Genomic DNA, 19,408 nt, shown 5'->3' on the forward strand with positions numbered 1-19,408 from the left:
CCCCGCCTCGGGGGAGCCTTGGGGTTTTGGGTGGGGCTGGAGGCTACCGATGATTTTGATCCCCCAACCGCCGTTTTTCGCTGGACTGTCAGGATATGTTGCCGAGCTGGGCGCCAGTTACCTGATGGCCGATCTGGGGCTCGCCTACACACCACGGCCCGACCACGCGGCCTATCTCGCCAGTTGGCTGGGGGCATTGCGTCACGATCCCAAGGCGATCTTCAACGCCGCCGCCCAGGCACAGGCCGCAGCCGACTGGATACACGCGGCGCACAAGGCAGCTGTAGCGCCTTTACCGCTGGCTGCATGAGGCGCGCCGTGGCCATCGCCTCCATCTGGCCTGACGGCGCGCAGGCTGCCTGCCGCCCTCTGTTGGGCATTCCGTCCGCTGACTGCTATCCCACCTACCTTGATCTGGTGGCAGCGATCCGCACGAACATGCGGCGGGATATGCGATCCTTCGATCCCATCCACCGCTGGCGGGGGACTGCGCATCGCGTGCTGCTGCGCAATCCCTATGCCGACATTGGCCTGACCTGCCTCGACAGCCGAGCCGCCGTCTGGATCGGTGAACGGATCTACCGCGATTACCGCATCCGCTGTGAATGGAGCAATGTTTCTGGCCCGGCCCGACGCTGGCTCGCCAGCATCGCGCCTAATTTCGATGCCGCTGCTGAGCGCCTCGGCTTTGCCCCTATCCATCAGCCTGTCGATCAGCCTTGGCTCCAAGCTGCGTGATCCGGCTCTTTCAGGAGATAATCATGTCCCGATTGCCCACCCCTGGCGAATGGTGCGAAGGCAGCCTTTGCCGCACCACCGCTGATTGGCCGTTCCACTGGTTTGCCGAGATCGCGGCCATGGATCCAGTGTCCGGCAGTTACACCTGCATCGGCACAGTCAGGCAGGCGGGAGCCCGCCGTTATGACGAGGCGCTGGCCAATCTGCGCCTCATTGCTCGTGCGCCCGTCATGCTTAGGCTCCTGCAATCTGTCGCGCAGGTGCTCGACATGAGCGATCCCGACAATGATGCTTTTGCTGACAGTGCGGCGGATTGCTTGGATGAGCTGTTTCAGCAGCAGGAGCCACTGCGGGAGTTGCTACGCGAGGTCGGTCTGGCTCAACGTAAGTCACATGTGCCAGCGAATGATCAGATTGGTGACGACAGGCCAGACCTTACAGGCAGTCGAGCTTGATCGGAATCGGCGTGCGTGGTCGATAACGACCAAGTTCAGTCATTTAAGTTGGGTTGTCGTCATGGCTGCTCGTGGCGAAATCGGTTATTGATTGAGAAGATACCTATCTCTGGCCTTCGCCGACGGCGGAGCTCAGAGCCTCGACGAACAGCGAGATGGGTGACGGTGGCCTGCCATCCCTAGCGCGAGGGCCAAGTCTATAGTGCACAGAAATGTTCGGAATCCGTACGCAACTTCGTTTGCTACCCGACCGATATCGCTATAGTCGGCGCACAGGAGGGCGGGATGAGCGCAACATATGTGATCCGCGGAAATTTGAGTGAAGGACAGATCGAAGCGGACGTGGCCGAATATCTCGGGTGGTGCGCATCTGGAATGCCGTTCCGCTTGCATCATGTCGATGAGCAACTCACCGGCGCCGACAAGCTCTATGACGTGACAGTCCCGATCTATATTCAATTCAAGAAGTCAACTGGCTTGTGCTCGATTAAAAGCCGGCCGATTCAGCGTCGCCGGGTCGACGAGAGCGCGCTGCAGGAGATCCGTCGGTTTCGCGCACAGCACGAATTGCCCGACGATCCGACCCTTTTCTTCGAGCTGAGGAAGCGGGCAAAGAATGCCCCCGATCTCCAACACAACATCCTGTTAGAGCATAATCGCCCGCCGGTCAGCTACGCGATATATGTAGCCCCACTCTATCTCGATCGCGACAAATATTGGAAGGGCATCCTCGAAGGTGATCGCTTCCGCGATGATCCGTGGATGTGGCACGAATCCCAGATCCGGCATGGCTGGTGGCTAAACTCGTGGATCAGCCGCTTCGGTCGGCAGCCGTTCCTGAAGGGGCACATTTCGATCGCTCCACACCAGCGGGTTGGAGATCATGAGCATTATTACGCTTATTCTGAAGCGGGGGACTCGATCTCCTGGCACTCGCCGGAGGTGCTGGAACGTGGTGCCAGCCGGCTATCGGATTTCATGTCGGTGCGGGTCCGGCAGCTGCTAACGTCCGGCTACGAGCTGCCGTCGCCCGAACAATGCCTCGGTGTGGCCAAGGAGATTATGCAAACATTGGATCTTGGATTCGAGGGGGCGCTGGGTGACGGCGGCCCAATCGAGCAACTACACCAATATGGCCGATGGCTCTGGAAAGAGCACCAGATCAGGCAGGTACTGGTATTGGGGAGGCGCAAGATCCTCGATGAAATCCGGCAGATCGAGCGCTAGGCAAGCCGGCCCGGGTGGTGTTCACCGCCGTTCGATTCATGCGCCCCGAATGTGAGAGGAGGCCGACCGCAGCAACGGCCCGAGCAACGGCACGATTTCTGACGCCATACAGTCTCGACATCAATTCTATCGAAATTGACCCCGCTGGGGCAGGCGGCACTCCGGCTCGACACCGATGCACCCGCTATTCCCAGGTCACCGAATGATGACGATGGTTCAACCGCCAGCTCGCGACCAGTTTACGCCGTTCATGGTAAGATATGGACAGCGGATTTTCCCGAAACTTGTTGTTGCCTAGTCGCAGTCGGTTGGTAAACTTCGAGTCAGTGCCCCGACATATTTGGATGTATCCAGCAGCCAGGGCTTTCGCTATCAAAGAAATCAACTTGGACGGGCCCCAAATCTTCTTGGATAACTCCGAAAGCATAGTTGCAATAGCATTGATTGCCACGGAATACCGAAACAGCTACCCGCTGGATGCCACTTCCACGCATCCGCCTCAACAGATGCCGGTCGTGTTGTCCGATTCCCCAACCGTACAAGGTCAAAGTGAATCGCTGCGATGTCAGAACCTCCCGATAGACTGTGGAGAGATAGTAACTGTTTTGGATCGAGGCAATCTTCTGCTGCGCAGTTCCCTCACTGACAAATAGCGGCACGCATTGCCCGCCTTCCCATTCCTGAAGTATGGTTTCTAGAAATTTCTCTCCGATTTTGTGGATTTTAGACTCTTGTTCTACGGCATTGCGGCACAGTGCCAAGTTTCCGTGCGGATAAAATACCAACGTGTTCGTCTGCTCTGTATAGGCCTCTCGAAATCTCCACCAGTCTTCACCAAATCGTCCGAATGTGAAGCAATCCTTGAACTGGTGACCATCTTGAATGGATAATCCGTAAGTAATCGTCCAGTAAACTAGAAGATCGTAATTTAGGGAAATTACTGTGTCGAATTCTTTTAGAAAACGATAAATATTTGGCAGTTTATCGGCTACGTAGGCGTATTCAGGATGCACTTCGCGGACCGCTCTTATCAGGGAGTCCCTGACATTTAGGTAGGCTTGGTACGTGCGCTCATCTCGTATCAAAAGCGCTTTGTTGACGTTGGCCGCCTGCCAAACTAGGCGGAGTACAAGTTCGAAGTCGTATGTTTCAAAAAAATTAAAAATCGCCAAAACATCTGTAGAAAGCAAGCCCCTTTGATGGGAATTTTCTAGCAAAGATCCATAACTAAAACTCTGGGAAACAGAAATACTAGATCCATTTCCCAGAATGATTGTACCCATCTGGTAGTTTTGGGCGATCTGTGCCCACGTCAATATGGAATGCTGCATCGATTTCCCTAAATTAATGCGTGCAGATTAAATGACGAATTTTTCTTAAAAACAGCCACTTAATTGCGATTATTCGAAAATATCAGTATTCAAAATCATCGCTGAGATGTTTTGCAGACAGCAAAATTGCAGTCACGGCGATGACCTCTATGGGTAGATTTCTCCAATCCAGTGTCCGCCGTTGCTCACCTTCTTCCCGAATCCCGCCCGTCTACAAACGCCCCGCTTTGCCCGTTGATAAGGTGCAAGATGCGATAGCACGAGGGTCCGGTTTCGGAAAAATCGGATATTGCAGTTCATGCTTGATAGCGACAGGGTTGTCCCAAATCGCACCAGCCTGGCGGTTCAGAATATCTTCCCGAAGCGCCCTTACGCAGGTGCCGCCTGCTTCGTCCGCCGCGTCGCCTTGGGCTTCGGCGTGGGCGCCACTTCGGCAACCACCTTCGGCTTGCGGCCAAGCCCGATCTTCACCGCCAGTTCCTTGCGCTTTGCGGCATAGTCTGGCGCGACCACCGGATAGTCGGCGGCCAGGTTCCAGCGTGTGCGGTACTCGGCAGGGCTCAGACCGTGATCGGTTGAAAGGTGCCGCTTGAGCATCTTCATCTTCGCGCCGCATTCGAGGCAGGTGATGGCATCGGCCTTGACTGAGGAGCGGACCGAGACGGCAGGCTCCCGCTTCTCTTCCACCGGAGCGGGCGCCTGACCAAGGCCTGCCAGAGAGGTATAGACCGATTGGATCAGCACAGGCAGTTGGTCAGCCGCGACGGCATTGTGGCTGACATGAGCGGAAACAATATCTGCAGCCAGCGTCAGCAGCGTTTCATCGGCCATGGAAATAATGTCCTCATCCATTCGGTGACGACACCTGCATAGCGCAATATTTTGCAGTCACGAGGGGGTAATCAGGCAATACCCCCAACAAAACCCTTCGTACCCCCGCGCTGCGGCATGGCAAGGCGCATGGCGCCTTTGCAGCCACGCTGCTTGCAGCGGGCGCGGGCCTGGACTTCCGAAAGCCATAGGTGCCCGAAATCGCCGAGCGTGAGCAAATGCGCCGGCGTCACGAAGCGCACCTTGCCGCAGGTGCGGCAGGTGAGTTCGAGCCGCGTTTCGGTGTCGAGATCGCGCAACTGGATAGCGTCGAGCCAACTCACCAGTTGTCCTCCGCCTCTGGAATGCGTGTGTAGCTAATTTTCGACCCGACGTTGCCACCAGCGGGAGGTGCCCAGGGGCCGACGCTGACCACCGTCTGGCCGAAACGGGAATTGAGCCCGTCCATGGTCCGGCTCAAGGCCTCGCAGCGCTGCCTTTCCTTGTCGTCATTGGCAAACAGATCGGGCTGTCGCGCCGTGTCGAGCGTCAGTTCCCCCAGCGTCACGCTGACGCGCATGATCTTGGTCGCCGGCGGGATCACCGCCGTCACCCGCTCCCATAACTCGCCAAGCGCGGCGAGAATGGCCATGTCGTCCTGAACCTCGCCCAGAGGCGCGACATTGCCCCAGCCACGCTCGAAGCCCTTGAGCCAGAGATAGAGCGCCGAGGCATAGAAATTGGACCGCCGCATCCGCCTTGCCGCCTTGACCAGCAGCAGGCGGGCGATGGTGCGCGCGTCATCCAGACTGCGATGATCGGGCGGCAGCACACGGGCATGACCGAACATGTTCCGCTCGGTTTCCGGCGCCTCCACCGCATAGCCATGGAGCGCATACCAAAGCCGCTCGCCGGTCACATTGCGCCACAGCGCCCGCATCTGCTTGGGTTGCAGCGCGAGCAGGCCCGGGACATCGCCGACGCGGGCCGCGGCAAGCCGCTTCACCATCGAGCGGCCGATACCGGGAATATCGTCCAGCTTCAGCCTCGCGAGCTGCGCGGGTACGTCTTCGGGATACCAGATCGTCAGGCCATCGGGCTTTTTGGTGTCGCTAGCGATCTTGGCCAGGTGCCGGTTGGCAGCAAAGCCAATCGAGCAGGTCAGCGTGGCGCCGATGTTGTAGCGGATGGTGTTCTTGATCCGCTGGGCAAGGTCGGTGGGCTCGCCCCGCTGGGTGTCGTCCAGCCAGCACGAAACCTCGTCGATTGACTTCACCTGATCGACCGGGATCACCGATCCGATCTCCGAGATCAGGGCGTTGTGCGCCCTGCGATAGAGATCCGGTTTTTGCGGCACGAGAACGATGTCGCGGCAGATCCGGCGCGCTTCATCGACCATCATGATGTTCTTCACGCCGCGCGCCTTCGCCTCGCGCGAGCACGCGATGATGCAGGTGCGCCCGCCGCCGGCATAAGGGATCACGCCAACTGGCCGCCCCCGCAGGCGAGGGTCGCGCAATTGCTCGACGGAAGCGAAGAATCCATCAAAATCAAGATAAAGGTGTTCAATCGTCGTTGGTTTTCGCATGGGCTCCGGCCCGAATCGGGTGAGCCATAAATGAGAACATAATAGGAACTTGTAGGCAATAGGGGCATGGCCCGGTCGGCACAGACCATCGGGCAAAAATGGTCAGCCCGAAGGCCGCTCTTTGGAAAGTTTGGGGCAAGCTTCCAGCTTATAGTCGACCCGCCTGCCGGGGCCAAAAACCGTATTCAGTGTTGCGGCGGTTGACACACAAACTGCTGGGGGAGAGGCAAGGTCATATGTGTAATCTTTATCGACTGAATAAACCTACCGCCGACATTGCCCACCTATTTGGTGTCGAGGCCACCCAAGGCGCCAATTACAGCGAAGAAGTCTATCCCGGTTATCCTGGCCTGGTGATGGCCGGGCGCCGTCTGAAGGTTATGAACTGGGGCTTCCCGCTGGTCATGACTGGCCGCAATGGCCAGAAGCTGAAACCCAAGCCGGTCACCAATGCCCGCGACGACAAGCTGAGCACCGCCTTCTGGCGGGCCAGCTTTGAGAGCCGGCGCTGCCTGATCCCTGTCTCGGCCTGGGCCGAGCCGGAAGGTGAGACCGGCCAGATGACCCGGACTTGGTATTCGCTGCCCGGAGGGGAGCCTTTCGCGGTGGCAGGCCTCTGGCGCGCAACCGAGGAATGGGGCGATGCCTACACCATGGTCATGGTCGAAAGTTCGCCCCAGATGCGCGAGGTCCACGACCGGATGCCAGTGATCTTGCGGCAGGATCACTGGAAGATATGGATTGAAGGTTCTCCGCGTGAAGCCTTCGGGCTTTGCCAGACATGGGAGGACGAACTGGCGGTTGAGCAGACAACGACCCGGTGGGCGGGGCGCGGTCTGATGGGAATGTTGCCATTCGAATGACGCTATTCGCCGTCAGGCACAGACCGATGTCTGGGCGCCAGTCAAAGAGTTGAGGTGGAAGGTGGCGTGGCGAGCAATTCCGCTCGCCCGAAAGTTTCCCCCTCGATGCTCACGGATAGCGAACGCTTCGCCTTCACGCCCCGGCGCATTCATGGCTTTGCCAGTACCGGCAATGCCTATGATGCAACTCAGACCGACGATCGGATCGCCAGCGGGGATACGCTGATGATCCTGCCGGAAGGCGTCGTCGGCGTGGCCCATTGCTGGCCCTTTGCCGTCAGCCAGGTGACGGGCAAACTCCATGGCGTCCAACCCCAGGCGCACGAGGCGCTGGCGGATTTCGCCGCTGCCTTCAACATCAGCACCGACGACATCGCGGCCGCCATCGCGCTGGCCGAAGCCCTCGGTTTCGCCATCGATCCCGCACTGGCCGCGCTCACCACGCCTGCCGCCTGAATCCCACCACCGGAGAACCATCATGCTGACCACCGCCAAGCCGGCGGGCGCTGACGCGAGCCTGGAACAGATCGCCCGGCTCAATGACCGCACCCGCCTTGGCCTCGACCGGACGGCCCGCGTCGTCATCACACGCAATTGCCTCGGACGACTGGCCGAGGCCGAGGGCGCGCCCGAAGAGCCTATCGTCCTGCAAGCCCGCCTGATGGCGGCCTTTCGCCATTGCACTTTCTCCGAGGACAGCCCCGAGCGGGATTTCGCCGCCATCGACTTCCTCGGCCGCAAGGTGTGGATGAAGATCGATTATTACGACGCGGCCATGGAATTCGGCTCGGACGATCCGGCCGATGCCTCGGTCACCACGCGGGTGATGACCATCCTGCTGCCCGAGGATTACTGATGTGCGGGCAGCTTGTCGTCGACCGCGCCCACGAAAGGTTCGGCGCCGAGGTCACCATCGCCGACCTCGCGCGCCATTCCTTTCCCGACTTCAACTGCAACCTCGTTCACATCTACGAGGTCTGGGAAAGGCTTGAGGAGGACTGGCGCTTCGAACTCGACCGCGACGCCAGCACCTTTGAATACGCCACTGGCGTTTCAGCGCGTTTCAAGGACGGTTCAACCCTCCACATCAGCGCCTGGGCCGATTGCTGCGACGGCTCTGGCTGCCGCCATTGCCGTGGCTGATCTCACCATCATCAGGACTGCTTGCCATGCGCTATCAACCCACGGCTGAGACGCTCGCCATTGTGGAGCGCCTCGGCGGGCGCTGGAATGGCCGCTATGCGCTGGTGCCATGCCCAGCCCATGAGGATCGCACGCCCAGCCTGTCGATACGACAGGGGCGGCAATCGATCCTCGTCCATTGCTTTGCTGGCTGCGACGGGAGCGAGGTTATGCGGGCGATCCGCGAGGTGCTCGGCCATTCGGTGCTTGGCCAGCGGGCTTTGCCCGTCCCGGCCAATGATAGGCCTGCGCCCTTCCAGCGCCTTTGGAGCGAGGCTTCGCCTATCGCGGGCACGCTGGCGCAGCGCTACCTCCGCGACATCCGCGGCATCACCTTCCTGCCGCCCGATGTGCGCTTCCATCTCGCCTGTCCGATGGGGCGCGGCCCTGTGCCGCTTCGCCTTCCAGCCTTGCTGGTCGGCGTCTTCAAAGCCCAGCGCCTGATCGCGATCCAGCGCCTGTTCCTCGATCCTGCCACGGGCAGGCGAACCCATCGCATGATGCTCGGCAATTCGCGCGGCGGCACCTGGCCTGCCGCCTTCGCAGGCGGGGCCATGCGGATTGCGGAAGGCTTTGAAACGGCCTGCGCTTACCGCCAGATCACGGGTCGCGAAGCGGGCACCTGCTTTGGCGTGCGAAACTTCGGCGGCTTCGCCGTTGGTGACGGCATTGAGCAGGTCATCCTGCTGCCCGACAATGATCGCGAAGGCGTGCAAGCGGCGCATTCGGTCGTTATTGCCCGGCAATCTCCCGCTTTGCCCTTCGCCATTGAGCGCTGTCCGCCGAGGTGCAACGACTGGGCGGAGATGACCCGGCCAGATCGGTCACGACCAGTGGCCTGACAACGAATGGCTCAGACTTGCCTTTGCCGATAATCACCACTGCAGGCACGGATTGCTTTGGCGATGGCCTTGTTGATGGCCTCAAGGTCGGAGCGTTCCGGATCATACTTTTTGCCTGCCCAGCGCCGCATCGCCTTGTGCTCTTCGTGCGTCGGGTCGAGCCAGGCCTCCAGGAAATCGGCGTAGCCGGGGTAGCCGCCGACGTCTTCTGGCGGCCCCGCGCGTTCGCCTGCGATGCAGCGCGGGTATTTGACCCCATCCTCGATTTCGGCGCGGCGCAGAACCAGCTTGTGCTGCCAGTCATCGCCAAAATCATATTGGTACGTGATGGTGAGCGACGGGTCGGCTTCATATGGAAAGGTCAGATCCTTCACTTGGATCTCGGTAGCCTCAAGAACCCTCGGTCCATAATCCGGATCCTCTATCGCCTCCGGCGCGCCGACGGTCAGTCCGCCGACATGGAACTTATGCAGGTGACTGTCGGTCCAACCGAACGACGCCTGCAGAACCTCGTGCAGTTGCGCGAAATTCAGATCACTCGGCAACTCCACGGTGCGCGTGATCGAGGGCTCGATGCCAACGATGCTGGCTTCAAGGCGAATGATATAGGCATAGGGATCGTATGACTTTGGCATGTCCAGACAATGCCCGCGACGAGACATGATCGCAAGTATGACGCATCCGGCCGAAGGCATTGGAAACCCTCAGCGATCTGGCTTAGCTTACAAGGCCATGACTCGTGACCACCCCTTATCTCCGTTGGACTGGCATCGCGCACCAAGGGCGCAATTCAATCTTGGTTGCGACCATGGCCTGTATGCGCTGTTTCTTCGCCGTGGCGCAGAGCTGGACGGCATCACGCCGGGCGCGGACGGCCTGCTTTATATCGGCCTGGCGGCGAACAGTAAGGGGCTCAAAGGTCGCTGCCATTTCAACGCATCGACACGAAACCATTCACCACGAAAGAGTCTCTCTGTCTTGCTGAGAGAGGCCCTGGCGCTCGAGCCGATCCTGATGGCGAAACCCGCATCCCGTAATACCTGGAGCTTGGCACCAGCCTCTGAGAGGCGGCTGACAGCCTGGATGCACGAAAACCTCGAACTTGCGATCTACCCATGTGCAGACCCGGAACCTCTTGAGACGATATTGATCGGGCGCTTCGCGCCCCCGCTCAATCTCGCCAAATGTGCGCAATCCGTGGAACATCGGCGGATATCGGCGGCTCGTGCTGCTGTTCTTTCGCAATTGGAGGGCGTAGTCACGCCTGTGGCCATCGGGCGGTCAATTTCAAACTCGCCGCTCAGCAAGCCGGCACTGTCTGAGCGAAGCCACCCGCCTGTTCTATCAATCCGCAACAGCGCCCATCTCGACAATGCGGAGGCCATCGCCGCCCATTTCGGGCTGAACCCAAAGTCATACCGGCAGCGCCTTCGCCAAGACATTGCATGGTATCAAAAGCCCCAAGTCTGGACGTTTTCTCGGGGTAGCCCGCAATGGAAGGATATGATCGCTGTAGCCGAGAGGATGGCTGGGCGTTCGCTTTGATGCGAGCATGGGGCGCTGCGCGGCGGCAAAGTTGAGAGGGAGACGGGCCGGGTGAACCCAAAGGGAGGCCCCAGACCATGTTCACCGTTCCCGCTCTGCCCGCGCCCAATGCTCTTGCCGATCCCGCCTTTCTGGCCAGCACCGCTGGCGAAACCTGGATCGGGGCGCTGGCGGAGAACTTCCCGCATACCCGTTATTGGCGGGACCGTTCCGACTGCTGGTCGCTCAAAAGCCTCAACGCACTTGCCGCGAAGATCATCGATGCCCGCTATGATGGTCTCGAGATCGAGGAGGTGATGGAGACCGAGTTCCCGCCCGCCGAGTTCGGCCAGACCTGGTATCACAAGGTCGCGCCCCAATTGCGCTCCAACCTTGCGGAGGCTGGGCTGGATGACGACGACGATGCCATCGATGCCATCCGCTACGCGTGGGAGGACCAAGCCGCCGAGCGTGATGACAGCAGCGTGGCGGATCTCTTCGCCAGCTATGACCGCTGCGAATTGTTGTTCCGCTTCAGCGCCGAGCGCTGGCTCGATGATGCGCTGGTCTTCTCGCACCGCTCGTGGCCCGAGACGAGCGAGCTGGCCATCACCACCAATCTGCAATTCGCGCTGAACAACCTCGGCTACACCATGGGCGATTTCCGCAAGGCCAGCGGCAACCGCCATCCGGCCGACTGCGCCTTGCCGCGCAACGCGAGGCGACGGCGCGCGCCGATCATCAGCCACGAGCAGCTTGCCGAAATCATCGACAATGCCTGCTCGACCTCGTTCCTCTTTTGCCTCTACGCGATCGTGCCGATCCCGGAGCTGATTGCGCTCGACCTCAGCCGCCCCGTGACCTTCGAGAAATGCTGGGTGGCAACAATGGACCCGATCAACGGCACCTTCTTCGACGTGCCAGCCAATGGGCCGGTGACCGTGAAGCCGGAGGACGGGCGCTTCCTGTCCGGCGGGCATCTGCGCTGGTCGCCGGAGAACATTTGCTGCCTGCACACGCCTTACTATCATGCCGCAGTGACGCAGGCCGCGCCTGAAAACTGCTGATCGGTGCGAGAAGGAGAGCGGGTGGAACGTGAGTGTCGTGGGCGCAGGCGCCCAGAGACGCATCCCACCCTCCGGCCCCTGGAATGCAAAACGGGGCCTTTGCCAAAGGAAAACCCCATGAACATCGGCACCATTCGCGCCAATGACCGCGGCGCGCTGACCGGCAGCATCGCCACACTGACCGTCGCCATGAACTTCGCCCTGCGCGGCGTGGCATCGAACCACCCCAATGCCCCGCGCTATGAGATCTGCACGCGGAGCCCCGCCGGGGCGGCCGTCCAGATCGGGGCGCTGTGGGAGCAGACCTCGAAGACCACCGGCGAATGCTTCCTCCAGGGCCGGATCGATGACCCCTCGATGGCGCGCCCGCTGGCGATCAGCGCATTCCGTCAGGACGACGGCAGCTACAACGTCGCATGGCTGCGCCCCCAGCGCCGCTCCGGCTTTCGCGTGGCGACCTCGGCCAACGACAATCCAACCTATCTGGACGCGGCCTGACGGCTTCCTGGCGATGCCTCGGGTGATGATCGCGCGGGGCGTCTTTTTCTTGCCTGCGGCGCCTTGGCGTTGTGCAGGGTTCGTGCCTTGCGCGGCTCCGGCAGCGGGGCTGCGTAGCGGCCACCGGGCGGGGAAGAGCTGAGGGGAATGAGGATGGGTGTCTGGGGCCAAGGGGCCAAAGACGCAAACCAACCTTCGGCACCCAGGACGCAAGAGGGTGTCGGGCCAGAGGAGAATACGGCCATGAATATCGGTGAACTGAAGCTCAACGGCGCTGGCGTTTACATGGGCAAGATCCAGACTGCCACGCTCGACCTCGTGGTCGGTCTGCGCCCGGTCAATTCGCGCAACGCCGCCGCCCCCAAATATGACGTAATGGTCCGCGCCAAGAATGGCCAGTTCTTGCCCCTAGGCGGCCTGTGGGAGAAGACCGCGAACAACGGCGGCAGTACTTTCCTTCAGGGCCAGATCGACGATCCCAGCTTCGAGGCTCCGCTGTCGATTGCGCTTTTCGCGCAGGCCGATGGCGCGCTCAACATCGCCTGGTCGCGCCCGCGCCGCCGGGCCGAGGCCGGTTTCGCCGATACGGCCGTGATGGGCGCGGCCAACGATGGCTTTGGCAGCAGCGATGATGATCGCCGTGATGCCTCGCCCTTCGGCGATCTCGAACCGGGTCTTGCCAAGGCGGCCTGACCCCAACCTTCAGAATGCTTGTCGCTATGGGCGGCCCGTCTTGCGACGGGTCGCCTTTTTTCGTTCAATGCTGGGCGGGATCTTCGAGGGGGAAGGTCTACTATTCGCCGTCTGGCGTTGGTGGTGGTTGCAGCAATTCCGATGCTTCGATGCCCAGTCCCTTGGCCAAGCGATCGACGACCTCGATGCTGGCGGCATATTGCCGGCGCTCGATGGAACTGATGTAGGTGCGGTCAATGTCAGCGCGGTGCGCAAGCTCTTCCTGCGACAAGCCAGCGGCATGCCTAAGCCTGCGTAGATTGATCGCCAATGTCTCCCGGATTTCCATGCACCGGAAAGGCCACGGTTGAAGAGTATTTCACCACGGAGTATTCTCTACAAACCGCATTGGCGATTGACGGTCGTGTTGCCGTCTGTTGCAATTTCATGCCCGCCAACCTTGGGCAAAAAGGATGGAACTGAACAAATGACCGGGGTCTCAAACCCGCTTGAACCCGCCGAGTATCAGGCAATCAAGGCAACCTTGGCCGAGGTGAAGGGACGGCTCACGCAAGCCGGGGATCTGCTGGCAGCCATGCATATCGATCATGCGCTGCAATGCCTTGATCCCGAAAACCCGCTCAACCAGCAGGCCGCCGCACAGGCCTGAACGATGAACACGCAGCCGACGTGGCTGTTGTGGCGCGCCCGTTCCGCTTCGAATGGGCGCAGCATCACCGGTGACGATCAGCTTGTCGCCGCGTGGTGGTTCGAGGAGACCGCCTGCCGGGTTTAACACCGCGGGTGGAAGGCTGCGGGTCAAAGCCAAGCCATGCTCCGGTTCTTTTGTCTGGCGACCATCTAGCACCAGCGCGAGAGCACGTGACGGCAAGTTAGGCCATGGCAAGCGCCAAGCAGGGCACCTGATTCCACGGCGGCCCGACAGCCAAGCACAACCTTGAGCACACATCTCCGGGCAATCTGACCGGCAAGCCATCCCGCCAGAGAAGGGATGAACACTACGCCCGCGCGGGGCCGCCGCAACCCCCATTTGTCGACCGAGTTCTTCGCTACGCTCAGGCCCGCACCACTCAAAAAATGGAGGTTCCCCTGCGCTTCGCTCCGGTGCGGCGCCCCCTCAATCGCGGGCTGCGCTTCAGTTCATCCCGGCGGGAAAGGCTCGCCGGTAAGATCTGGAGACTTCCCATGAACAAGGTTTTCCTGTCCGGCCGCATCACTTCCGACATCAGCCGCTTCGGCACCGACAGCAAGGGTGGCGTCAGCTTCACCCTCGTCACCAGCAGGCCGGTCATCAAGGACGGCCAGGTCGTTAAGGGCGACGATGGCTACGCCGAAACCTACGACCAGTTCCACACCATCAAGGCTTTCAACGGCCTGGGCAAGTCGATCGCCAACCACAAGAAGAAGGGCGACAAACTGATCGTCACCGGTGAGATCCGCTACACCAAGAACGAGAAGGACGGGCGAACCTACTACAACACCGAGATCGTCGCCGACGAGATCGAGTTCATCTGACCAAGACGGGCGGCCCCACGGGCCGCCCTTTCTCTTTCGGGAGCAAGCCCATGTTTCACACCTCGGCCTTCGATGAATTCGCCTGCGTCCCCTGCGGCATCACCGTCACCAACCCGGCCATGGTCGCCCGCATCCGCGCCCAAGCCGCTACGATTAGCGATTACGAGATCGCCGCCCATCTGGGCAACGCCATCGCCTCTTCGACCGACGCCGCCCATGCCCTTGCCTGGGAACAGAGCCAGCTTGGCGAAGCCAGCGCCGAAACGCTGGTCGATGCCGAATATTTCGAGGAACTGGTCGCCACCTGGAGCCTGATCGCCAGCGAGCGCGGCATCGATAGCCTCGATGGCCTGCTCATCGACGTGGTGGCGGTGCATTGATGTGGCCGCCGTAGGGCCAGCACCTATCGGTGCTGGCCCTACGTTTTCATCTATCTTGGGACGAGCCAAGCCAATTTCGTAGCCGATTGGCTAAATTGGGCTTGGGGAGTTTCTTGCGAAATGAAGCTAGCCACTCTTTCGCATAAGCTTCCTGCATATCAACCTTGGCAGGTATAATGTCGGGGCCTGAATCGAATATCCCCACCAGTTCCACTGCGGGACTTCCGATTTCGATCTTATAGGCTTTAAGGCCTTGCCCCATATCCCGAGCCATACCTGACGGCCAAATTTTTAGGCTGGCTCCATAACAAAACGGGATCAGGCCTAAAGGCTCAAGCCCACGCCTCCGAATCGTCCGTAGAGCTTCGAAGTAGTCTGGCTCCTCGGCGAAATGCGTTTCATCACGAACTTTGCAGACGAGGCGGCAATTGCGACCGGACTCTGATTGCTCAAATGAGACCATCTCATCATCTTCGCCACCAATGACGTACACTTTGTGTTCCATGCCACCTCCATCTCGATAGAGCCTAAACTTAATCACCGTCGAATGCCAACTGAACCATATCAGATATGGGCGCCTGCCCGCCAAGGCGGTCACCGCGCTCTATTCCGCCCGCTGGCGGGCTCCACCGAGCCCCATGCGGGTCTCGGCCCTTCGGGTTACGATCGACTGGCGCAGGGCGCTTGGGGCACCGTAGCGTACCCCTGAAATCAACAATCTCTCTCTCGTAGTCCTATCATGGCAAGCTGGCCGGGCGCTTGTGCAAGGATGCGCGGTGCCCCCAATTTTGCGGCGGGCCAGCCCACCACAAAATCGGCTCCCCCACGCCCCGCTGGCGCGGCGTCAACCGGGGTCTGGCTGTGCCAGCCATCTTCCCGGCCAACGTCCCTGACAAGCTGGTCCAGCTCGCCTTCTGACCTCCCGTCATCACGAGGATGACGAACAAGAAGCCTTCTGGAGGTCACCATGACGCAAGCATTCGCCAACTTTGAAGCCCTCTCTGCCTTTTACCGCGAGCAGATCGAAGTCCCCGGCTTTGACACCGCCTTCACCGAGCAGGGCAGTATGGCGCAACTCTCCGTCCACGACGAACCCGTCGCCACCGACATGCCCGACCCGCAGGCCGCGCGCGGCGCGATGGAAATGGTGATCGGCACCGTCTTTGACCTCTTCCGTGGCACTCGCATGGAGGAATTCGGCCAGGACATCGTCTGGGGCATCGTCAACAGCTTCCACGTCACCTCGCAGCGCATCGAGAAGCGGGAAGATGAAGCCACCAAGAAGCTGGGCGACATGGCCCGCGCCTTTGACCCTTCTGAAATCTACGCCGTCGAACTGGAGGAAACCCAGCGCATCGCCCAGACGCTGATGGACTGCCGTGAGGCGATGGAAGCCATGCGCGACTATGCGGGCGAGATCTACCGCGTCGAAACCGGCCGCCCGTTCTCAACCGTAAAAGGCACCCGCGTGTCCTCCGGCCTGACCGCCAGCCAGATCGACGCCCGCGACTTCCTCGCCGCCCGCGCAGCCAAGCGACGCGAAGACCACGCGCCCACCGGCCCGGTGGTGATCTTCTCCGGCGGAACCGACTGGCACGACCATGAACTGCTCTGGCAGGCCCTCGACGAAACCCACGCCCGCGTGCCACACATGCTCCTCGCCACCACCGCCCAGCACAAGGGCTGCGACCAAATCGCCCACGCCTGGGCCGCCGCGCGTGGCGTCAAGACCGTCCGCTTCACCCTCAACCGGGCACTGGGCAAGCGCGCAGGCTTCGTCCGCAACGAGCAACTGATGAACCTCAAGCCGGTCCACGCCATCGTCTGCGAAGGCTCGGGCATCCAGTCCAACCTCTTGAGCCGAGTGCGTGAGGCGAACGTGCCCCACCACGCTTTCGCCCAACGCCACCAGCGCATCGCTGCCTGACGTTTCGGAGGGCGCCGCATCTGCGGCGTCCTCCTTCTCTTTTTCCGATGGCAGGAGGCACGCGGACGTAGGGGTGGGGCAAGCCCACCCCATGCCGCGCGCCTGAATAGGGCGATTAGTTGCCCAGTTTGATACCAGTATGCTTCTCGATCTGCGTTTTAAGCAGGCCTTTTGCGAGATCTTTGAGCAACTCGGCGCTGAAGCCACCGGCTTTGCTGGCGCCTTCCTTCGTTTTTTTCCATATTTCTGGATCCCTTACGCTGTCGATAAAATCATGGCCAGCCCAGGTGATGTCCTCGATCTTCCAATAGCCTCCACCAAACGGCTTCAATGAAATGAATTTCGCATCAGCCAGCATCTTAAGATGCCCCTCGACCCTCGAGACATCTTCCTTTGGTAGAGTAGTTGCGTCCGGAATATCCAAGATGTCAGCGATTTCTTGGGTAATCAGCTCATACACACTTTTCCCGTCCTCGATTTCGATCAGGAGATCTCGAATCAAATCCATATCGCGCCGCATCGAGAATATTCGCTTTCACATTTGAGTGGCCAATCGGCGAGAGACTGCGCACATTGCGCCTGTTGAGCAACACTCAAACTCCCGGAGTTATGATACTGCCTCCAGAAACGCTGTCGTGAAAGGCACAAGCAGTCCCTGGAAGGGGAAGGAACGGCACACCGAACGCGGCTCAACCGCTCGGAGAAGGGGCGGGCTAGGATAGATAAGTTATATGAAATCAATGATATGTTCAGGTTATTCCGCGTCCGGAATAGCAAAAATGCGAATTCCGCCCGTGGAATAATAGGCCTTGCGCCGACCTATAGCCGCCTGTGTTGAGAGGGAATCCTTATAAGACATTGATATAGAATTGAATTGCTATTCCGCAGGCGGAATGGCCCTTCAGCCCACATTCCACCTGCGGAAGGCCACCCGCTTGCGCAAGGCCCGCCAGTAAGCTAAACATCGCTTCGCGATAACCGGACCAGGCTTCTCCTAGTGAGGAGCCGTTGTGACCAAACTGATCCAATGCGGCCTGAGCGTCAGCCCGCCGCAATACGAGCGCATCAAGCGGCTCGCCCAGCAACATGGCCGTCGTCAGTCCGAGTGTGTTCGGGCGATGATCGACTTTGCCTTGCCGCTTTTTGAGCTTGGTCAGAAGATCGACTTCGCCCGCCTTGTCACCATGCTCGAGTTCAACACGCTCGCGCTCGACACGCTGGTGCAGCGGGCTGCGCCCGAGGAGGCGGACCGCCTGCTCGACCTCGCCATCGAACATGCGCAGACCTACCATGGCGCGTGATGGCGACATCCGTTTCGACCGGCGCCCCGTGGCGGTCGAGCATGATTCGGCGCGCGGCGAGATCGTCCGCAACGTCGGGGCCTTCACCCGTGGTTCGCAGCTTATCCGCCTGCGCTACATGATGATGATGGAAGGGCTGCGCTGGCCAATCCTGGCAGCGGCCCTCAGCTTCATCCTGCTGCTTGTCCTGCTGCTGGCCCTGCTCATGCGCGAGCATGAGGTTCAGCTCGTCGAAATGCGGCTCTTCGCCGACTTTTGGAATCTGGTCGATCTCGACCCCGGCCACAGCGTCAACCTGACTTTGCCTGACGACAGCGTGGTGCCGATGACCATCGGCGACGTGCCCGACTATCCCGATGTCGCGCAGGCCTGGACCAAATTCATGCGCTGCATGATCGTGGCTTTGGCCGGTTCGCTGTTTTTCAGCGGCCCGCTGGCGACATGGTTCGTGCGTCTGTCGCAGAAGATTGGCGTCGACATCTTGAAGGAGCGCCACGAGCGCGGCGCCATGCTGGTCAGCGCCGCAGTGCTGGCGGACGAGATCGATGCGCACAACGCCGCCGAATTCGCCGCCGAATTGGCCGAGCGATACCCCACCATGGCGGCCGATCGCGTGGCTCACGCCACCATCGCCGAGCGCGTCGCGTTGGGGCTGCATGTGCCCTATGCCATGGCAGGGATCGCCTATCCCTGGCGGCTTGAGCAGACCCACGCCATGCTCATCGGCACCACAGGCGCGGGCAAAACGACGCAGCTTCGCAAGCTGGTGATAGAGGCGCGGGAGCGCGGCCAACGCTGCGTGGTCTTTGACCTCACGGGTGCCTTTGTCGAAGCCTTTTACGAGGAAGGCCGCGACCATATTCTCAATCCCATGGACCAGCGCTGTCCGCCTTGGACCATCTTCAACGATTGCCAGAATTATGCAGATTACATCTCGGCCGCCGCCGCGCTGATCCCCAGCGATGGCGGCAATGCCGAGCCTTTCTGGGCCATGGCGGCGCGCACGCTCTTTGTCGAAATGTGCGTGAAACTCGCGGCCTCTGGCGAGACCACCAATGGCGCGATTGCCCATCACCTCATGTCGGCTGACCTCAAGGCCGTTCACGCCAAGCTCGCCAACACCATCGCGAGCCCGCTGACTGCCACTGAGGCCGCGCGCATGGCGGAATCCATCCGCGCCGTGTTCAACACCAATGCGCAAGCGATCCGATTTCTGCCTGATCCAGTGCCGGGCGAGCGGCCACCGTTCTCGATCCGGCGCTGGGTGCAAGAGGAGCCGGTTCCAGGCTCGATCCTGTTCATCACCTCGACCCATACCGATCTGACGCTCAACCGCGCGCTTCTCACCCTCTGGATGGATCTGGCGGTCAATGCGCTGATGGGCATGCCGCGCACCCGTGATCTGCGGATGTGGTATCTCTTCGACGAGGTCCACGCGCTCCACCGGATGCCGGCGATCGAACATGG

Annotated in this window: 27 protein-coding genes; 19 read left to right on the forward strand and 8 right to left on the reverse strand. The window is 60.5% G+C overall.

Going from position 1 to position 19,408, the window contains the following annotated elements; translation table 11 throughout:
- Positions 1-49: 49 nt before the first annotated feature.
- The 4 genes from BGP00_RS00145 to BGP00_RS00160 all read left to right on the forward strand — a co-directional run bounded on the left by BGP00_RS00145 (position 50) and on the right by BGP00_RS00160 (position 2,420).
- The gene (locus BGP00_RS00145) at positions 50-310 is read left to right on the forward strand and encodes a zincin-like metallopeptidase domain-containing protein (RefSeq protein WP_366556551.1); all 261 of its coding nucleotides are present in this window, start codon (positions 50-52) and stop codon (positions 308-310) included.
- Positions 307-738 (forward strand): hypothetical protein, encoded by a 432-nt coding sequence (locus BGP00_RS00150; protein ID WP_292687802.1) that lies wholly within the window; start codon positions 307-309, stop codon positions 736-738. Before BGP00_RS00145 ends, BGP00_RS00150 begins: the two co-directional genes overlap by 4 nt.
- 23 nt (positions 739-761) lie before the next feature.
- Positions 762-1,193 (forward strand): hypothetical protein, encoded by a 432-nt coding sequence (locus tag BGP00_RS00155; protein ID WP_292687800.1) that lies wholly within the window; start codon positions 762-764, stop codon positions 1,191-1,193.
- Positions 1,194-1,478: 285 nt separating this feature from the next.
- The gene (locus BGP00_RS00160; protein ID WP_292687798.1) at positions 1,479-2,420 is read left to right on the forward strand and encodes a hypothetical protein; all 942 of its coding nucleotides are present in this window, start codon (positions 1,479-1,481) and stop codon (positions 2,418-2,420) included.
- 323 nt (positions 2,421-2,743) lie between these two features.
- Here the strand turns inward: BGP00_RS00160 and BGP00_RS00165 are convergent, their stop codons facing one another.
- The 4 genes from BGP00_RS00165 to BGP00_RS00180 all read right to left on the reverse strand — a co-directional run bounded on the left by BGP00_RS00165 (position 2,744) and on the right by BGP00_RS00180 (position 6,149).
- Positions 2,744-3,703, reverse strand: a complete 960-nt coding sequence (locus BGP00_RS00165) for a DUF4917 family protein (protein WP_292687796.1) — start codon at positions 3,701-3,703, stop codon at positions 2,744-2,746.
- Positions 3,704-4,120: 417 nt separating this feature from the next.
- Entirely contained in the window at positions 4,121-4,582 is a 462-nt protein-coding gene (locus BGP00_RS00170) for a MucR family transcriptional regulator (protein ID WP_292687804.1), read from the reverse strand.
- A gap of 71 nt (positions 4,583-4,653) precedes the next feature.
- Positions 4,654-4,905, reverse strand: coding sequence for a hypothetical protein (locus tag BGP00_RS00175; protein ID WP_292687794.1), 252 nt, complete (start codon positions 4,903-4,905; stop codon positions 4,654-4,656).
- On the reverse strand, positions 4,902-6,149 hold the full coding sequence (locus BGP00_RS00180) for a type VI secretion protein ImpB (RefSeq protein WP_292687792.1): 1,248 nt from the start codon (positions 6,147-6,149) through the stop codon (positions 4,902-4,904). The genes BGP00_RS00175 and BGP00_RS00180 overlap by 4 nt, the downstream gene beginning before the upstream one ends.
- A gap of 236 nt (positions 6,150-6,385) precedes the next feature.
- Here BGP00_RS00180 and BGP00_RS00185 point away from each other — a divergent pair, with 236 nt between their 5' ends.
- The 5 genes from BGP00_RS00185 (at position 6,386) to BGP00_RS00205 (ending at position 9,036) form a co-directional block, all read left to right on the forward strand.
- Positions 6,386-7,012 carry an SOS response-associated peptidase family protein gene (locus BGP00_RS00185; RefSeq protein WP_292687791.1) on the forward strand — a complete coding sequence of 209 codons (627 nt, stop codon included), beginning with the start codon at positions 6,386-6,388 and terminating at the stop codon, positions 7,010-7,012.
- Positions 7,013-7,117: 105 nt separating this feature from the next.
- A complete protein-coding gene (locus tag BGP00_RS00190; protein WP_292687789.1) occupies positions 7,118-7,468 on the forward strand; it encodes a hypothetical protein in 351 nt (116 codons plus the stop codon).
- A 22-nt stretch (positions 7,469-7,490) separates the two neighbouring features.
- On the forward strand, positions 7,491-7,868 hold the full coding sequence (locus tag BGP00_RS00195; RefSeq protein WP_292687787.1) for a DUF3768 domain-containing protein: 378 nt from the start codon (positions 7,491-7,493) through the stop codon (positions 7,866-7,868).
- A complete protein-coding gene (locus BGP00_RS00200; RefSeq protein ID WP_292687785.1) occupies positions 7,868-8,155 on the forward strand; it encodes a hypothetical protein in 288 nt (95 codons plus the stop codon). The genes BGP00_RS00195 and BGP00_RS00200 overlap by 1 nt, the downstream gene beginning before the upstream one ends.
- A 26-nt stretch (positions 8,156-8,181) precedes the next feature.
- A complete protein-coding gene (locus BGP00_RS00205) occupies positions 8,182-9,036 on the forward strand; it encodes a hypothetical protein (RefSeq protein ID WP_292687783.1) in 855 nt (284 codons plus the stop codon).
- Positions 9,037-9,047: 11 nt separating this feature from the next.
- On the opposite strand, the gene BGP00_RS00210 is transcribed toward BGP00_RS00205, so the two are convergent.
- On the reverse strand, positions 9,048-9,671 hold the full coding sequence (locus tag BGP00_RS00210) for a plasmid pRiA4b ORF-3 family protein (protein ID WP_292687781.1): 624 nt from the start codon (positions 9,669-9,671) through the stop codon (positions 9,048-9,050).
- A 97-nt stretch (positions 9,672-9,768) separates the two neighbouring features.
- On the opposite strand from BGP00_RS00210, the gene BGP00_RS00215 reads away from it, so the two are divergent.
- The 4 genes from BGP00_RS00215 (at position 9,769) to BGP00_RS00230 (ending at position 12,818) form a co-directional block, all read left to right on the forward strand.
- Positions 9,769-10,581 carry a GIY-YIG nuclease family protein gene (locus BGP00_RS00215; protein WP_292925672.1) on the forward strand — a complete coding sequence of 271 codons (813 nt, stop codon included), beginning with the start codon at positions 9,769-9,771 and terminating at the stop codon, positions 10,579-10,581.
- 77 nt (positions 10,582-10,658) lie between these two features.
- On the forward strand, positions 10,659-11,627 hold the full coding sequence (locus BGP00_RS00220) for a hypothetical protein (protein WP_292687777.1): 969 nt from the start codon (positions 10,659-10,661) through the stop codon (positions 11,625-11,627).
- Between the two features lie 117 nt (positions 11,628-11,744).
- On the forward strand, positions 11,745-12,125 hold the full coding sequence (locus BGP00_RS00225; protein ID WP_292687775.1) for a DUF736 domain-containing protein: 381 nt from the start codon (positions 11,745-11,747) through the stop codon (positions 12,123-12,125).
- Positions 12,126-12,368: 243 nt separating this feature from the next.
- Positions 12,369-12,818 carry a DUF736 domain-containing protein gene (locus BGP00_RS00230; protein ID WP_292687773.1) on the forward strand — a complete coding sequence of 150 codons (450 nt, stop codon included), beginning with the start codon at positions 12,369-12,371 and terminating at the stop codon, positions 12,816-12,818.
- Between the two features lie 100 nt (positions 12,819-12,918).
- Here the strand turns inward: BGP00_RS00230 and BGP00_RS00235 are convergent, their stop codons facing one another.
- A complete protein-coding gene (locus BGP00_RS00235) occupies positions 12,919-13,146 on the reverse strand; it encodes a helix-turn-helix transcriptional regulator (RefSeq protein ID WP_292687771.1) in 228 nt (75 codons plus the stop codon).
- 138 nt (positions 13,147-13,284) lie between these two features.
- Here BGP00_RS00235 and BGP00_RS00240 point away from each other — a divergent pair, with 138 nt between their 5' ends.
- The 3 genes from BGP00_RS00240 to BGP00_RS00250 all read left to right on the forward strand — a co-directional run bounded on the left by BGP00_RS00240 (position 13,285) and on the right by BGP00_RS00250 (position 14,713).
- Positions 13,285-13,467: a hypothetical protein gene (locus BGP00_RS00240; RefSeq protein WP_292687770.1), complete on the forward strand. Its 183-nt coding sequence runs from the start codon at positions 13,285-13,287 to the stop codon at positions 13,465-13,467.
- Between the two features lie 536 nt (positions 13,468-14,003).
- A complete protein-coding gene (locus BGP00_RS00245; RefSeq protein ID WP_292687768.1) occupies positions 14,004-14,333 on the forward strand; it encodes a single-stranded DNA-binding protein in 330 nt (109 codons plus the stop codon).
- Between the two features lie 50 nt (positions 14,334-14,383).
- Positions 14,384-14,713: a hypothetical protein gene (locus BGP00_RS00250; protein WP_292687766.1), complete on the forward strand. Its 330-nt coding sequence runs from the start codon at positions 14,384-14,386 to the stop codon at positions 14,711-14,713.
- Positions 14,714-14,759: 46 nt separating this feature from the next.
- On the opposite strand, the gene BGP00_RS00255 is transcribed toward BGP00_RS00250, so the two are convergent.
- Positions 14,760-15,218 (reverse strand): hypothetical protein, encoded by a 459-nt coding sequence (locus BGP00_RS00255; RefSeq protein ID WP_292687764.1) that lies wholly within the window; start codon positions 15,216-15,218, stop codon positions 14,760-14,762.
- Between the two features lie 462 nt (positions 15,219-15,680).
- Here BGP00_RS00255 and BGP00_RS00260 point away from each other — a divergent pair, with 462 nt between their 5' ends.
- Positions 15,681-16,640: a DUF2493 domain-containing protein gene (locus tag BGP00_RS00260; protein WP_292687762.1), complete on the forward strand. Its 960-nt coding sequence runs from the start codon at positions 15,681-15,683 to the stop codon at positions 16,638-16,640.
- A 115-nt stretch (positions 16,641-16,755) separates the two neighbouring features.
- Here BGP00_RS00260 and BGP00_RS00265 read toward each other — a convergent pair whose 3' ends face one another.
- Positions 16,756-17,160 carry a DUF2513 domain-containing protein gene (locus tag BGP00_RS00265; protein ID WP_292687760.1) on the reverse strand — a complete coding sequence of 135 codons (405 nt, stop codon included), beginning with the start codon at positions 17,158-17,160 and terminating at the stop codon, positions 16,756-16,758.
- A gap of 490 nt (positions 17,161-17,650) precedes the next feature.
- Between BGP00_RS00265 and BGP00_RS00270 the strand changes: the two genes are divergently transcribed.
- The gene (locus BGP00_RS00270; RefSeq protein ID WP_292687758.1) at positions 17,651-17,941 is read left to right on the forward strand and encodes a hypothetical protein; all 291 of its coding nucleotides are present in this window, start codon (positions 17,651-17,653) and stop codon (positions 17,939-17,941) included.
- On the forward strand, positions 17,916-19,408 hold a 1,493-nt coding region (locus BGP00_RS00275; protein WP_292925673.1), incomplete at its 3' end, for a type IV secretion system DNA-binding domain-containing protein. The genes BGP00_RS00270 and BGP00_RS00275, both read left to right, overlap by 26 nt.

It is taken from the genome of Novosphingobium sp. 63-713, from assembly GCF_001898925.1.
Taxonomy (GTDB): domain Bacteria; phylum Pseudomonadota; class Alphaproteobacteria; order Sphingomonadales; family Sphingomonadaceae; genus Novosphingobium.

Coding starts and splice junctions, on each gene's coding strand:
- BGP00_RS00145 (WP_366556551.1), top strand. CDS start 50: ATGATTTTGATCCCCCAACCGCCGTTTTTCGCTGGACTGTCAGGATAT.
- BGP00_RS00150 (WP_292687802.1), top strand. CDS start 307: ATGAGGCGCGCCGTGGCCATCGCCTCCATCTGGCCTGACGGCGCGCAG.
- BGP00_RS00155 (WP_292687800.1), top strand. CDS start 762: ATGTCCCGATTGCCCACCCCTGGCGAATGGTGCGAAGGCAGCCTTTGC.
- BGP00_RS00160 (WP_292687798.1), top strand. CDS start 1,479: ATGAGCGCAACATATGTGATCCGCGGAAATTTGAGTGAAGGACAGATC.
- BGP00_RS00165 (WP_292687796.1), bottom strand. CDS start 3,703: ATGGGTACAATCATTCTGGGAAATGGATCTAGTATTTCTGTTTCCCAG.
- BGP00_RS00170 (WP_292687804.1), bottom strand. CDS start 4,582: ATGGCCGATGAAACGCTGCTGACGCTGGCTGCAGATATTGTTTCCGCT.
- BGP00_RS00180 (WP_292687792.1), bottom strand. CDS start 6,149: ATGCGAAAACCAACGACGATTGAACACCTTTATCTTGATTTTGATGGA.
- BGP00_RS00185 (WP_292687791.1), top strand. CDS start 6,386: ATGTGTAATCTTTATCGACTGAATAAACCTACCGCCGACATTGCCCAC.
- BGP00_RS00190 (WP_292687789.1), top strand. CDS start 7,118: ATGCTCACGGATAGCGAACGCTTCGCCTTCACGCCCCGGCGCATTCAT.
- BGP00_RS00195 (WP_292687787.1), top strand. CDS start 7,491: ATGCTGACCACCGCCAAGCCGGCGGGCGCTGACGCGAGCCTGGAACAG.
- BGP00_RS00200 (WP_292687785.1), top strand. CDS start 7,868: ATGTGCGGGCAGCTTGTCGTCGACCGCGCCCACGAAAGGTTCGGCGCC.
- BGP00_RS00205 (WP_292687783.1), top strand. CDS start 8,182: ATGCGCTATCAACCCACGGCTGAGACGCTCGCCATTGTGGAGCGCCTC.
- BGP00_RS00210 (WP_292687781.1), bottom strand. CDS start 9,671: ATGCCAAAGTCATACGATCCCTATGCCTATATCATTCGCCTTGAAGCC.
- BGP00_RS00215 (WP_292925672.1), top strand. CDS start 9,769: ATGACTCGTGACCACCCCTTATCTCCGTTGGACTGGCATCGCGCACCA.
- BGP00_RS00220 (WP_292687777.1), top strand. CDS start 10,659: ATGTTCACCGTTCCCGCTCTGCCCGCGCCCAATGCTCTTGCCGATCCC.
- BGP00_RS00225 (WP_292687775.1), top strand. CDS start 11,745: ATGAACATCGGCACCATTCGCGCCAATGACCGCGGCGCGCTGACCGGC.
- BGP00_RS00230 (WP_292687773.1), top strand. CDS start 12,369: ATGAATATCGGTGAACTGAAGCTCAACGGCGCTGGCGTTTACATGGGC.
- BGP00_RS00235 (WP_292687771.1), bottom strand. CDS start 13,146: ATGGAAATCCGGGAGACATTGGCGATCAATCTACGCAGGCTTAGGCAT.
- BGP00_RS00240 (WP_292687770.1), top strand. CDS start 13,285: ATGACCGGGGTCTCAAACCCGCTTGAACCCGCCGAGTATCAGGCAATC.
- BGP00_RS00245 (WP_292687768.1), top strand. CDS start 14,004: ATGAACAAGGTTTTCCTGTCCGGCCGCATCACTTCCGACATCAGCCGC.
- BGP00_RS00250 (WP_292687766.1), top strand. CDS start 14,384: ATGTTTCACACCTCGGCCTTCGATGAATTCGCCTGCGTCCCCTGCGGC.
- BGP00_RS00255 (WP_292687764.1), bottom strand. CDS start 15,218: ATGGAACACAAAGTGTACGTCATTGGTGGCGAAGATGATGAGATGGTC.
- BGP00_RS00260 (WP_292687762.1), top strand. CDS start 15,681: ATGACGCAAGCATTCGCCAACTTTGAAGCCCTCTCTGCCTTTTACCGC.
- BGP00_RS00265 (WP_292687760.1), bottom strand. CDS start 17,160: ATGCGGCGCGATATGGATTTGATTCGAGATCTCCTGATCGAAATCGAG.